A 14,044-nucleotide genomic window follows, 5' to 3' on the forward strand; every position below is an offset into this window, starting at 1 on the left:
GACATCGATAACGATTATTGATAGTTCTTGCATTGAACGCCCTTTGCTGTCGGTGCAATGTGGTTTGTCAGCACTCATTTATGCTTTTCAGTTTTTTCCATTCAGCCCCCCCTTTCTTCCCTTCTAAATTTGTAAGTTTCTAATACAGATTCCCTATGTATCTGAAAAATTCACATGCTTAAAATCTGCACAAATAATGCTTAACATTTATTTGATAAACAAAGTTGTGGCATACTGTCATAATTCCTTAACAAATGTTGAACCGCTAGAATGACTTACTCACTATTAGCTCTACTGATTTTATTCACAATTTCATCACCAAAACTCATAGTTACCAAAACAACTGTGACGATAGTCGCACTACTGGCCTTCGCCTTTTGGTATATATCAAATATGTTCACAGGCAACGGTGTTAATGACGCTGTCTTTTACCATTTACAAAACAGTTCAGAAGGTGTTTCAGTAGATGATCTCATCCCCAAAATTAAAGTTGCCTCTTTTTTTATAGTTATAATTTTAGTCCTTACAATCTACTGCATCCTTACCAAGCTTAAAAAAATAAAATCGCTAAATCTGCCAATGTCGTCCTTTTTATATTTGTTGGCACTTGCTTCTATTTTTTCCTCGTCATTTTCAATAAATATCTACAACGCAACGAAGGAATCGTTCTTAAGCAAGGGCAACCCAGAAGCAGTTAAAAACGAATATATTACCCCAGATAAAAATCTGGATAAAAAATATAACTATGTTTTCATCTATGCTGAAAGTTTAGAACGTACATTTCGTGATTTAGAAGGTGAAAATTACCTGCCAAACCTCAGTGCTCTGGCTGACAATTATGCAGACTTCACCAATATAATCCAACCAGCCAACAGGGGTTTTGGCTGGACAATGGCCGGCATGGTCAATACTCAGTGTGGTATACCCTTAGTCATGGCACAAGGAAATGCTGGGGGGAATTTATCAGAGTTTCTGAATAAAGCTAACTGTGTGGCGACATGGTTAACGAACCAGGGATATAACACAGAATTTCTTAGAGGTAGTGATAAGGAATTTGCAGGCGGTGATAAGTTCTTTTCGCAACATGGCTGGAACAGACAGGACGATCTTAATTACTTTGTCAGTAATGGTCTGGCGTCATCTGAACAAATAAGTAGTTGGGGGGTTCATGATGATGTTCTCCTTAATCATGCATGGATGGAATTTAATCGTCTGTCCAAATCCCAGCAACCCTTCCTTTTATCATTTCTGACTGTAAATACACACTCACCTGATGGCTTGTTCCTTTCCGACTGCAAAGATAAAGTTGGGATTAAGACAGACTACGCGATGTTATCTGCAGTTCAATGCTCTGACTATTTGCTTTCTGATTTCATAAAAAAAATAATAAACAGCCCATCTTTTGACAACACGATTATTGTTCTCGTATCAGATCATCTTATGATGGAAAATGATGCGAGTGCACTGCTCGATAAAAATAAAGACCTGAGAAGAAACAATTTCATCATCATTAAAAAGGGGCTTAAATCCTTAAAAAACAATACGGCCGGTACTTTGATGGATGTATGGCCTACGGTACTCGATATTTCTGGATCTGACACCAAATCTCTTGGCTTCGGCAGGAGCCTAAATAAAAATGAAGAAAACCAATATGTAGCTGATTATAAATTAGGGAAGAATGCAGACTACTTAGCCTTTGCTTCAAACTTATGGGGGGTAACATCCCTCAAAGACAAGACATTCCAATCTGGAGATAAGCTTCAGATAGGGTCGCAAAAGTTTTCACTACCCATTTACTCGCCGATAACTGAGGGCAAACTCAATTCATTGTGGTTTGAAGCCTTCGCAAAAAATATATTTAAAATAACCTCAGAAGACAACTCATTTTTCTATGCAAACGCCTGCAAAAACATAGGAATAGATGATAATGCCATATGTGGATACGTTGTTTCGCCAGAAAAAATCATAAAACTAAGAATCACCCCACAGGGCATAGTCTCGAGTAAACAGTCGAATTATCAGTCAATATTTTTCAAACGGGATATTGAAGGGATATCTTCAGCGCCTTACTTTATAGAAAGCGGTTTCTCCGCTTCCGGCACTAACAATAGTCTTCCAAGCGGAATCAATTTTCTCTCTCCGCAGGGCTTATCTTTTAAAGTCGAACAAAATTATCAGACTTGCACTGGTGCTGTAGTTGATGATAATGCGGTACAAAATATGATTAGAAAAAATAAAATTTCGATTATTGCTTCAAGTGATTCCATTATCTGTAGCAATGACAATGGTTATATAAGTCTTAATGGCGTATTAAAGAGCGATGTATTTACGTCGGTACAATTTAGACAGCAAATTATCGGAGTGGTTAAGGATGGTAAAAGCGAATTCATCAAAGGTTTACCTGGTATTCCTTTAGATGCTTTTATTGATACAGGTAAAGGTCATCTGATAAGCGTATGCAAAGCGTTTGATGACTGCTGACACAGTGAATTAGCTTAATGGCCAACAAAAAGTTGGCCATCGCTATCATGAGTAAAATCAAGACAATCATAAATCATTATTCAAAAAACTGATTAGAGATAAATACAGTCCCCATGACAGATGATTAGACATTGTTCCATCCATGCCTGAAAGAATAAAAATCAAAGCATTTATTTAAAACAACCGGTTCCTCACTTGCACCGACACCTTCATCATATGAGGCTTAATATTCTGAAAATAAAGAATAACTCTTAAGAGCAGATAACATGCTGATAAGTAACCCAAACCAAAATTCGTTGCAGGATGGAGAATGTAAGTTCGCGTTGATTTTTTGCCTCAACCATGCCACATAGAATTTTCATGAACTCCGCAGAAAGAAATATTCAACGTCTTCATGGAACCCTACAATCTGTGACACTATCTTCCGCAGCATCATCAGATAATCGATCCCCTGACTCAGCGACGCCGGCGCTTCAATCACATAGCTAAACTAAATATCATACGCCTGGCCCAATCAAAACCTCAGCAATACTCTTTGTTGCGCTAAAAGAACACGTATATGCCCGGCTCTATTCTCTTCCTGGTCTGACCGCGTTACATCACATCAGAACCTAAATCCTTAGCAACCATAACTGACCCAGCAAAAAACTGTATATAAAAACAGCACAAGTCCAGACTTCTCATCATTTTAAGTGCTTGACAAAGTGTGGTTATTTCTAACCAGAAAAAAAAGTATTACAATTCTTTACGCATCCTTGCCTTAACCGTTACAGGTGCTAGGATCGACCAATCAATTTTTTTAAGACCAATCTAATGTTAAAAGTATTTTTAAAGTATGCAGTCGTAGGAGGCATGAACACGGCCTTACACTGGGTAACATTCGCAGTAGTTTTCTACTCCTCAAGCCATAACCAAATGCTGAGTAACTTCGCAGGTTTTTGCGTTGCAGTAACTTTCAGCTTTTTTGTAAATGCTAAATGGACTTTTCAGTCTGAGCATACAACCTCAAAATACTTCATGTATGTCGGCTTCATGGGGCTACTAGCCCTGGCGTGTGGATATCTTGCTGATAAAGCTTCCCTGAATCCGATCATCACCTTATTAGGCTTCTCAGCAATAAGTCTTTTTGTAGGTTTTTTGTATTCTACATACGTTGTATTTAAGGAAGAATAATGAATATTTCGCTGGTTGTTCCCGTCTTCAATGAAGAAGACACCATACCGATTTTTTATAAAGAAGTGCGCGAATATGTAGAGTTTTCACAACATGTGGTTGAAATTGTTTTCATAAATGACGGAAGTAAAGACTCAACGGAGTCAATTATAAATGGGTTGGCCCTGTCTGATAAAAACGTAAAGGCCATTAACTTCACGAGAAACTTCGGCAAAGAGCCAGCTCTGTTTGCAGGACTTGAGCATGCCTCAGGTGATGCAGTTATTCCTATTGATGTTGACCTACAAGACCCAATCACCGTCATACCAGAACTAATAGAAAAATGGCTTGCAGGAGCAGACATGGTCCTAGCAAAAAGATTTGACAGATCAAGCGATGGTCATATCAAGCGCAAAACAGCTGAAATGTTCTATAAACTGCATAATAAAATCAGCACACCAAAAATTGAAGAAAATGTTGGCGATTTTAGACTTATGTCCCGTGAAGTTGTAGAAAATATAAAACTACTCCCCGAACGCAACTTATTTATGAAGGGTGTTCTTAGCTGGGTTGGGGGGAAAACTGACGTTGTACAATACCGGAGAGCTGAACGAGTTGCTGGGACTTCTAAATTTAACGGATGGAAGCTTTGGAACTTGGCTTTAGAAGGTATAACTAGTTTTTCAACATTTCCACTTCGGATGTGGACATATATTGGCTTGCTAGTAGCTGGATTTTCTTTCTTATACGGGGCATGGATGATATTTGATACTATCGCTTTTGGTAACCCAGTCAAGGGGTATACGTCCTTACTGGTATCTATTCTTTTCTTAGGAGGCATCCAACTTATCGGCATTGGCGTTCTAGGAGAATACATTGGAAGAATTTACACTGAGTCAAAACAAAGACCTCGTTACATCGTCAAAAAAGGCAAGTAAATGAACATCTCTACCAAACAGATTATTGCGTCTATTGCGATAGGAATCGTGATAGCTATAACATCCAGTTCGCTTTACATGGTTAACACAGGTGATTATTACAGATCTATATTTCCATTTATAGATAACATCAACCAGTTTACAAAAGACATCCCGCAATCATTCCCACTAAAGCCGGAAATTGATTCTATTTTTAGCTATGACTACATAAGCTCATACAGTTATTTGGTTTATACATATGCAATTATTATTAGTTTCTTTACTGACCATTTTAGCTTGTCGTTATACTCATCAATATTAAAAGTCATATATATATGTATAATTACTTTTTTATTTTTTAAATTAAACAAAAATAATAACAAGCTCATTACTGCTGCAGCATATTTACTTAGCTTATTGCCGATAATTTCATCATCAAACTTGGCATTTTTTGGTTCGTTTTACCAAGAACAAGTTTTGATGATTTTCATTCCACTATTTATATTATCTACTTTTAAAGATAACATTCTCAATATTCTAATAGCATTTATTAGCATTACCGTCATTGCTTGTAGTAAGAGCCAGTTTTTCTACATCCCAATAATTGCTATCGCCTATTATTGCTTATTCAATAGAGGTCAGATTTTTATTAAGCTTCCACTAATGATTATATCTTTAGTTATGGCTATCTTCTGCATTATTGCAGCGACTTCTACCGTAACTTACAATAAATATCATTCTGAATATTTCGGCATTTACGAATATGAAAGATTAAATGGCATAGTTTTACCTGACGGCGTTGATGAATCCTGCGTAGGGATTGATGCGTGGGGAAATCGGTTTGATACAAGTAAAGGAGTAACTCAAACCGATATAGGTGAAAAATGCTTTAACCAACACGTTGATGCCAACTTTAAAAATAGTCTGTCTGAATTCATTAAGCACCCTTCAATAATATTCATGCTCCCATTTGATTCTGGAGTAAAAAGCCAATTAACTGAAAATTATTTTCATGTATACAAAGCCATGGATTTAATAATTAACAACAAAGGCTTTTACTATCAGTTAACATTGATGAAGGATTACTTATTCAAAGATTATAGGTTTTTAATTTTATTAGCCTCGCTCATACTTTCACTTTCATTCAGAAAAAATGAACTCTCTGGTTTACTTTTCATTGTCTCAACTATTGGGTGCTCTCAATTTTATATGGCTTTCTTTGGTGAAGGGTATAGAGACATGTCAAAGCATCTTTTCGGGATGAACTTCAGCTTTGACCTACTTTTATTCGTTTCAATAATATATATATTCAGATTTTCATGTAAGTCAAAATGAAGTGTTGCCACTCTTTTTGAGTGGCATTACCAATCAGAACATACAATTAAATCTCGAAGAAATTTCCTGTAATATGGGTATTAATCACCCATATTTACTATGCGCAATATCAAGTAATCTTCTGATGAATTAGGAGACGCATCAAAAATTAATCACTTTATTACCATCCGTAATGTTGTTGTGTTACCACCATCATTCGTCATAAAAAAGCTGAATACCCCTGATACTCATCCAATTATGTTGAAATATTCCAGGTTTCATCGAACGTGCTGTCTGACTTTTAAAATTATTAGCTGACGGGAAAATGGCCCTCGGAAGACAATACCACTGTAATCAGATTATGCGATTGTGGTAATTCGGTCTGAGTTGCTCGTAACTATAATAATACGAACAGGGTATGCTTTCGAAGCAATATAAGGAGCTCATGTACTCTTATATTTGATTGGTATCTTCTCAACCAAAAAATGTTGGCGGCCAATTTCCATCAGTATGAGTTCCACTAAAGATATAATTTTCTGTCACTTTAGAGCCTGAGCTATTGCGACTTCTGTCAAATGTACACTCTTCAATTGGATCTTGGCCTTTAGATTACGTAATTAAACATTTCAACACTGTACTCAACTGCGGTAATAGCTGTAGTTCCTGAAGATCTTGCTAACCACCTACACCGACATATTCATCACATCCTGATACGCCGCCACCAGTTTATTTCTGACCTGCACGCCCAGCTGTAATGAAATAGAGGATTTTTGCAGATCGACCATCACATCGTTGAGGCTGACGCCCGGCACGCCCATCTCGAGTTTTTCAGCCTGCAGTTTGGCGCTGTTTTGCGTCTCACTGATCTTGCCTAATGCCGCTTTCAGTTCGCTGGCAAAACCGGCTTCTGACGTGGTGTCGGTCTGCTTAACCGCGCCTGCCTGCACTGCAGTGGCCTGCATTTGCTGTAAAACACTCTCAATGCCTTGAATTGACATGCTTTCTCCGCTTAACGCTCTTTCGGTGACCAATGGGGTTCTTTCATGGAATGACACCCTATCACATCAGTTTTTTCCTAAACGCCATAATTGACCGCAAAAACCATGGCTTATCGGGCCATTAACTTTGCCCTGCGCGACAAATAATGGCTCACCTAGAAAATAGGCCTGCCTGTGTGGGGGTTTGAAAAATGTCACGCTTCACCGATTGCGCACCTGGGAGTCTGTTTTGTTAAGAGACAACATGAACACCACCGTCCAACAGCTAAATAGGGATCTTGTATGAGTTCCGCAATAGCCGGCGCAGAAAACCCTGGAAGCGGTTTCACTGCTCTGCTTAATCGCCTGCGCGCCAACCCAAAAGTTCCTATCGCCATTGCTGCTGCGGCAGCCGTGGCTATTGTTGTTGTTATGATGTTGTGGGCTAAGCAGCCTACTTATAAGGTGCTGTTTAGCAACCTCAACGACAAAGATGGTGGCGCGGTCGTCACCCAACTGACGCAAATGAATATCCCTTATCAGTTTTCTGATAACGGTGGCGCAGTCCTTATTCCCGCTGACAAAGTGTATGAAACCCGTCTGAAACTGGCTGCGGCCGGTTTACCGAAAGGCGGCGCCGTCGGTTTTGAACTGATGGATCAGGAGAAGTTTGGGATCAGCCAGTTCAGCGAGCAGATCAACTATCAGCGCGCACTGGAAGGTGAACTCTCCCGCACCATCGAAACGCTGGGCCCGGTCTCGAGCGCCCGCGTGCATTTAGCCATTCCGAAACCTTCTTTATTCGTACGCGAACAGAAAAACCCTTCCGCTTCCGTCACCCTGAATCTGCAACCGGGCCGCGCCCTCGATGATGGTCAGATCAACGCCATCGTTTATATGGTGTCGAGCAGCGTTTCCGGTTTACCCCCGGCCAACGTCACCGTGGTCGATCAGAGCGGGCATTTACTGACGCAGTCCGACAGCAATGGCCGCGACCTCAATGCGTCACAGCTGAAATACGCCAACGAAGTGGAAGGCCGCCTGCAACGCCGCATCGAAGCGATTCTGCAACCGGTGGTCGGCAACGGCAACGTGCACGCACAAATCACCGCGCAGATTGATTACGCCACCCGTGAACAAACTGACGAAAATTACCAGCCGAACGGTGCAGCGGATAAAGCCGCCGTACGTTCCCGCCAGCTCAGCACCAGCGATCAGATTGGTGGCTCTTCAGTGGGCGGCGTACCGGGTGCGCTGAGCAATCAGCCCGCGCCGGCAGCGACTGCACCGGTGACCACACCGCCTGCGGCCAACACGGCTCAGAATCAGAATCAGAATCAGAATCAGAATCAGGCTGGCAACGCTCAGAACGGCGCACAAAATAGCACGTCGAACCGTTCAACGGTGCCATCGAACAGCCGTCGTGATGAAACCACTAACTATGAAGTGGATCGCACCATCACCCACACCCAGCACAGCGCCGGTGCGGTACAGCGCCTGTCTGCGGCAGTGGTCGTCAACTATCAGGTGGGAACGGATGGCAAATCCAAACCGCTGACCGACGAACAGTTGAAGAAGATCGACGATCTGGTTCGCGAAGCGATGGGCTTCTCTACCGAACGTGGCGATACGCTGAACGTGGTGAATACACCGTTCAACGAAGCCGCGGATGACACCGCAGAGTTGCCATTCTGGAAACAACAGGCGTTCTTCGACCAACTGATCGATGCCGGTCGCTGGTTACTGGTGCTGATTGTGGCCTGGATACTGTGGCGCAAGATTGTTCGTCCGATGCTGCGCAAACAGCAGGCCGAGAAAGAAGCCATTGCCGCCGCTGCCCTTGCCGCTTCCATGCCACAACCTGAAGGCAGCAAACCGGTCAAACTCAGCACCGACGAGCTGGAGAAACGTAAGCGTTCACAGCAGCGCGTCAGCGTCGAAGTACAGACTCAACGAGTACAGGAGCTGGCCGATAAAGATCCGCGTATCGTCGCCCTGGTTATCCGCCAATGGATGAGTACCGAACAACCATGACTATGACCGGAACTGAAAAAAGCGCCATTTTGATGATAACCCTGGGCGAAGACCGTGCGGTGGAGGTGTTCAAACACCTCTCCCCGCGTGAAGTTCAGCAAATCAGTGGCGCGATGGCGAATATCCATCAGATCTCCAACAAGCAGCTGGCCGAGGTCCTGAATGAATTCGAGGACGAATCCGAGCAGTATGCTGCGCTGAGTGTGAACACCAGCGAATACCTGCGTTCAGTGCTGACCAAGGCGCTGGGCGAAGAGCGTGCCTCGAGCTTGCTGGAAGACATTCTCGAATCGCGCGAAACCACCAGCGGCATGGAAACGCTCAACTTCATGGAGCCGGTGATTGCCGCCGATCTGATCCGCGACGAACATCCGCAGATCATCGCCACTATCCTGGTGCACCTGAAACGGGGCCAGGCGGCCGATATTCTGGCGCTGTTCGACGAGCGTCTGCGCAACGACGTCATGCTGCGTATCGCCACCTTCGGCGGTGTCCAACCAGCGGCGCTGGCCGAGCTGACCGAAGTGCTGAACAACCTGCTCGACGGCCAGAACCTCAAACGTTCGAAGATGGGCGGTGTTCGTACGGCGGCAGAAATCATCAACCTGATGAAAACTCAGCAGGAAGAAGCGGTTATCGAAGCGGTGCGTGGTTACGACGGCGAACTGGCACAAAAAATTATCGACGAGATGTTCCTGTTCGAAAACCTGGTGGACGTGGACGACCGCAGTATCCAGCGCCTGTTGCAGGAAATCGAAGGCGAATCGTTACTGGTGGCATTGAAAGGTGCCGAGCAACCACTGCGCGAGAAGTTCCTGCGCAACATGTCGCAGCGTGCTGCCGACATCCTGCGCGACGATCTGGCCAACCGTGGCCCGATGCGTATGTCTCTGGTCGAGAACGAACAGAAAGCCATCCTGCAAACGGTTCGCCGTCTGGCAGAGTCTGGCGAAATGGTAGTCGGCGGCGGCGAGGATTCATATGTCTGATCCAATGAATGACCAGCCGGTGCCGGAAAAGAAAACCGCTGAAGAGCGGCAGACCGAGCGTCTTAACGCCCTGCCGTGGCAGCCGTGGCGGCCGGGCGATCTGGCGATGCCCTCTTTCGCCAGCCCGCTTGAGCCCTTGTTTCAGGAAGGTGAAGAAGAGCAGGACGACGGCCAGCCCAAGGTGCAGGTCGATCAGAATGAGCTGCTGAACCTGCAACGCCGCGCCGAACAGCAGGGTTTTCAGCAAGGTCTTGAAGCCGGTCAGAAACAGGGTTATGCCGCCGGATTTCAGTCCGGTCAGGAAGCCGGGCAACAGCAGGGTTTACTGGAAGGTCAGCAACAGCAGGCCGTTCTCACTGAACACTGGCAGCTTCTGGTGGCCGATTTCCAGCAAACGCTCGACGCGCTGGACAGCGTGATCGCCTCGCGCCTGATGCAAATGGCGCTGACCGCTGCCAAACAGATTTTAGGTCAGGCCCCGATTTGTGACGGTTCCGCCCTGCTCACTCAGATCCAGCAGCTGATCCAGCTGGAGCCGATGTTTAAAGGCAAACCGCAGCTGCGCGTCAACCCGGCTGATTTCGAGCGGGTCGAACTGCAACTCGGCGCCAGCCTCAGTATGCACGGCTGGCGTTTGCTCGCAGATAATCAGATCCACAGCGGTGGCTGTAAAGTCAGTGCGGAAGATGGCGATATGGATGCCTCGATTGCCACGCGCTGGCATGAACTGTGCCGCCTCGCCGCGCCGGGAGATCTCGGATGACCGCCCGCCTGAGCCGCCTGCTGAAATCCCTCGACGATGCAGAAAAACGCATGAGCCGCACGCCTACCGTGCGCCGTTATGGCCGTCTGACCCGCGCGACGGGGCTGATCCTCGAAGCCACCGGCCTGCAGATGCCGCTCGGCTCCACCTGTCTGATTGAACGTCATGACGGCAAAGTGGTGCAGGAAGTAGAAAGCGAAGTGGTGGGTTTTAACGGCCAGAATCTGTTTCTGATGCCACTGGAAGAAGTCGAAGGTATTTTGCCGGGCGCCCGCGTTTACGCGCGTATTTCTCCCGACGGCCACATGGCCGGCAAGCAGCTTCCGCTCGGCCCGCAACTGCTGGGCCGCGTGCTTGACGGCAGCGCCAAACCGCTGGATGGCTTACCGCCACCGGACACCGGCTATCGCGCCGCGCTTATCACTCCGCCGTTTAACCCGTTGCAACGTACGCCGATCACCGACGTACTGGACGTGGGCGTGCGGGCCATCAACGCACTGCTGACCGTCGGTCGCGGCCAGCGTATGGGGCTGTTCGCCGGTTCCGGCGTGGGTAAATCCGTTCTGCTCGGCATGATGGCCCGCTACACCCAGGCCGATGTGATCGTGGTCGGGCTGATCGGTGAACGTGGACGTGAAGTCAAAGACTTCATCGAGAACATTTTAGGTGACGAAGGCCGCGCCCGTTCCGTGGTCATCGCAGCGCCGGCCGACGTCTCGCCGCTGCTGCGTATGCAGGGAGCCGCCTACGCCACGCGCATTGCAGAAGATTTCCGTGACCGCGGGCAGCACGTGCTGCTGATCATGGATTCCCTGACCCGCTACGCCATGGCCCAACGTGAAATCGCCCTAGCCATCGGTGAGCCACCGGCAACCAAAGGCTATCCGCCTTCCGTTTTCGCCAAACTGCCTGCGCTGGTTGAACGCGCAGGGAACGGCATCAGCGGCGGCGGTTCGATTACCGCCTTCTATACCGTGCTGACCGAAGGGGATGACCAGCAGGATCCGATCGCCGACGCCGCCCGCGCCATTCTTGATGGCCACGTGGTGTTATCGCGCCGTCTGGCGGAGTCCGGCCACTATCCGGCCATTGATATAGAAGCGTCGATCAGCCGTGCCATGACATCGCTTATCGACGACAACCAGTATTCCCGTGTACGAAATTTCAAACAACTGTTGTCCAGCTACCAGCGTAACCGTGATCTGGTCAGCGTCGGTGCCTACGCGGCAGGCAGCGATCCGATGCTCGATCGCGCCATCCGCTTGTACCCGCAAATGGAGAACTTTCTCCAGCAGGACATCATGGAACGCAGCACGTATGAAGACGCCTGTCTGGAACTGAACATGCTGTTCCCTGGCTAAGACATTACACACAGAACTATATCCATCAACGTGCGCGCCGTATCAGGGCAAACAATGAAGGGTATGAGGAATATCGAATGGAAAGTTCATCACCATTGATCACCCTTTGTTCTCTGGCGCAAAAAGCGCTGGATCAGGCGACCAATCATTTGGGGCAAATCCGGCAATCGCATTCTCAGGCTCAGGAACAGCTCACCATGCTGCTCAACTATCAGCGTGAGTACCGCGAAAAACTGAACACCACCATGACCGGCGGAATTGCGGCCAATACCTGGCAGAACTACCAGCAGTTTATCGGCACGCTGGAAGTGGCGATTGAACAGCATCGCAAGCAGTTGCAGCAATGGGATCAGCGGCTCAATGCCGCCGTCAATCAGTGGCAGGATAAACAACAGCGACTGAATGCGTATCAGACCCTGCAAAGCCGTGCCAGTGAACAGCAGCGTTCGCATGAGAACAAGATGGATCAAAAGCAGAACGATGAATTTGCCCAACGCAGCGCTTACAGGAAAAAAACGCTATGAATCTGAATATCTTGCCTGCGGCCGTCACCTCGGCGAAAACCACCGTTTCCGCCGCCTCCGCCAGCACGGCGTCGGATGCTGTCGCCACCGGTGATGCTTCCGCGACCGGCGCCACCGCAGATTTTGCCAGCCAGTTGCAGGCGCAGCTGGGCGAAAAACTCGATCCTAAACTCGCCAGCCAGTTATCTCAGCTCGGCCAGAAAATCAGTGCCAAAGGCCAGATCCTGGACAAAGCCACGCTGACTCAGGCGGTAACCACCGGCGAAGAAGACGGCAGCCTGGCGCTGGACGACAGCGACCTGAGCAAAATGATTGCGGCGATCCAGTTGTTGCCCAACGGCAGCCTGAAAGGCACCGATCCTTCTGCGGTCAAAAATACCGCGCTCACCGATAAAGACAAAGACACCCAGGCTGACGACGCTACCTCCCTGCCGGTGCAGGCGCTGTTTGCCCAGCTCGCCGCGCAACAGCAACCGGCGCAGCCACTGACCACCGCGACCGCGGCTTCGGCGCAGTCCGCCTTGTCCTCAGACACCGCCGATGCCGATAAAAAGAGTGCATTACTTGCCGGGCTGACCACCACCGCCTCTTCACTGCTGGCCGATGACGGTAAAACCGCCGTGACCGACAGCAGTGCACCGGCCACGGCCAGTACCGTCACCGCGCACGCGGCAGGCAAAAACACCTCCGCCGCCAGCCCTGATTTCTCCAGCGCGCTGGCTGCGATGACCGCGGCTAACGGCAATGTCGCCGTGGCGGCGCAGACCGACAGCCGCACGGCGGACAGCGCCCTGAACCTGGTGAACAACGCCGCGGTGGCCGTCTCTTCTGCGCCGGTGTCAACCACGCCGACCACCACCAGCGCCGTGACCGCGCCGTCCACGCCGTTGCTCAACGCGCAGCTGGGGACGCCGGAGTGGCAACAGCAACTCGGTCAGCAGGTGATGATGTTCAACCGTCAGGGGCAGCAGACCGCCGAGTTGCGCCTGCATCCGCAGGATCTGGGTTCAATCCAGATCAGCATGAAGATTGAAAACAACCAGGCGCAGTTGCACTTTGTCTCAGGCCACAGTGCGGTGCGTTCCGCCATTGAAGCCGCGATGCCCGATCTGAAAACGGCGCTGGCGGATAACGGCATCAGCCTCGGTCAGAGCAGCGTCGGCAGCGACAGCTCGCAGTGGCAACAGGCGCAACAGCAAAGTTCACAATCCGGTTCGCAGCAGGGGAACGCCTCAAGCTGGGCGGCCTTTAATGCCGGTGGCGTGAATGCCGCGGCAGACGCCCTGCCGGTGCCGGTGTCGCTCGCACAGCGTCTTGGCGGTAACAACAGCGTCGATATCTTTGCGTAATTGTTCGCAAAATTGTTTCAGGTAGTTGCTGACGGTCAGTGTTCACTTAATTCAAACGGCAGAGCTGACCTTATTTTTCCCGCCTATTCTGACTATTGAACAACAGGATAAGCGGGATAATCATTTTCAGAATTGATCCGGCAGGTTGGGCTTCCCTCAGCTTATCTGCCCATACTTACAGGA

At 47.9% G+C, this 14,044-nt stretch carries 11 protein-coding genes; 10 read left to right on the plus strand and 1 reads right to left on the minus strand.

Annotation, left to right across the window (positions count from 1 at the left end; all coding sequences use genetic code 11):
* The first annotated feature begins 270 nt into the window (after window positions 1–270).
* The 4 genes from ACO0U8_RS09615 (at window position 271) to ACO0U8_RS09630 (ending at window position 5,885) form a co-directional block, all read left to right on the plus strand.
* Window positions 271–2,481 (plus strand): phosphoglycerol transferase I, encoded by a 2,211-nt coding sequence (locus tag ACO0U8_RS09615; protein ID WP_421670702.1) that lies wholly within the window; start codon window positions 271–273, stop codon window positions 2,479–2,481.
* A gap of 813 nt (window positions 2,482–3,294) precedes the next feature.
* Entirely contained in the window at window positions 3,295–3,654 is a 360-nt protein-coding gene (locus ACO0U8_RS09620) for a GtrA family protein (RefSeq protein ID WP_217203347.1), read from the plus strand.
* The gene (locus ACO0U8_RS09625) at window positions 3,654–4,571 is read left to right on the plus strand and encodes a glycosyltransferase family 2 protein (RefSeq protein WP_390972312.1); all 918 of its coding nucleotides are present in this window, start codon (window positions 3,654–3,656) and stop codon (window positions 4,569–4,571) included. Before ACO0U8_RS09620 ends, ACO0U8_RS09625 begins: the two co-directional genes overlap by 1 nt.
* On the plus strand, window positions 4,572–5,885 hold the full coding sequence (locus ACO0U8_RS09630; protein ID WP_390972314.1) for a hypothetical protein: 1,314 nt from the start codon (window positions 4,572–4,574) through the stop codon (window positions 5,883–5,885).
* Between the two features lie 662 nt (window positions 5,886–6,547).
* Here ACO0U8_RS09630 and fliE read toward each other — a convergent pair.
* Entirely contained in the window at window positions 6,548–6,862 is a 315-nt protein-coding gene (gene fliE, locus ACO0U8_RS09635) for a flagellar hook-basal body complex protein FliE (protein ID WP_056769901.1), read from the minus strand.
* A 282-nt stretch (window positions 6,863–7,144) separates the two neighbouring features.
* Here fliE and fliF point away from each other — a divergent pair, with 282 nt between their 5' ends.
* The 6 genes from fliF (at window position 7,145) to ACO0U8_RS09665 (ending at window position 13,861) form a co-directional block, all read left to right on the plus strand.
* Entirely contained in the window at window positions 7,145–8,875 is a 1,731-nt protein-coding gene (gene fliF, locus ACO0U8_RS09640; RefSeq protein ID WP_421670703.1) for a flagellar basal-body MS-ring/collar protein FliF, read from the plus strand.
* Window positions 8,872–9,864: a flagellar motor switch protein FliG gene (gene fliG / locus ACO0U8_RS09645; RefSeq protein ID WP_056769895.1), complete on the plus strand. Its 993-nt coding sequence runs from the start codon at window positions 8,872–8,874 to the stop codon at window positions 9,862–9,864. The genes fliF and fliG overlap by 4 nt, the downstream gene beginning before the upstream one ends.
* A complete protein-coding gene (fliH, locus tag ACO0U8_RS09650) occupies window positions 9,857–10,627 on the plus strand; it encodes a flagellar assembly protein FliH (protein WP_122095051.1) in 771 nt (256 codons plus the stop codon). Before fliG ends, fliH begins: the two co-directional genes overlap by 8 nt.
* Window positions 10,624–11,988, plus strand: a complete 1,365-nt coding sequence (gene fliI / locus ACO0U8_RS09655; RefSeq protein ID WP_056769889.1) for a flagellar protein export ATPase FliI — start codon at window positions 10,624–10,626, stop codon at window positions 11,986–11,988. The genes fliH and fliI overlap by 4 nt, the downstream gene beginning before the upstream one ends.
* Before the next feature lie 77 nt (window positions 11,989–12,065).
* Window positions 12,066–12,512 carry a flagellar export protein FliJ gene (fliJ, locus tag ACO0U8_RS09660; protein WP_421670704.1) on the plus strand — a complete coding sequence of 149 codons (447 nt, stop codon included), beginning with the start codon at window positions 12,066–12,068 and terminating at the stop codon, window positions 12,510–12,512.
* Complete coding sequence (locus ACO0U8_RS09665; RefSeq protein WP_421670705.1) at window positions 12,509–13,861, plus strand: flagellar hook-length control protein FliK; 1,353 nt, start codon at window positions 12,509–12,511, stop codon at window positions 13,859–13,861. The genes fliJ and ACO0U8_RS09665 overlap by 4 nt, the downstream gene beginning before the upstream one ends.
* Window positions 13,862–14,044: the final 183 nt, after the last annotated feature.

This window comes from Rahnella sp. EDr1-12 (assembly GCF_049206505.1).
GTDB lineage: Bacteria > Pseudomonadota > Gammaproteobacteria > Enterobacterales > Enterobacteriaceae > Rahnella > Rahnella rivi.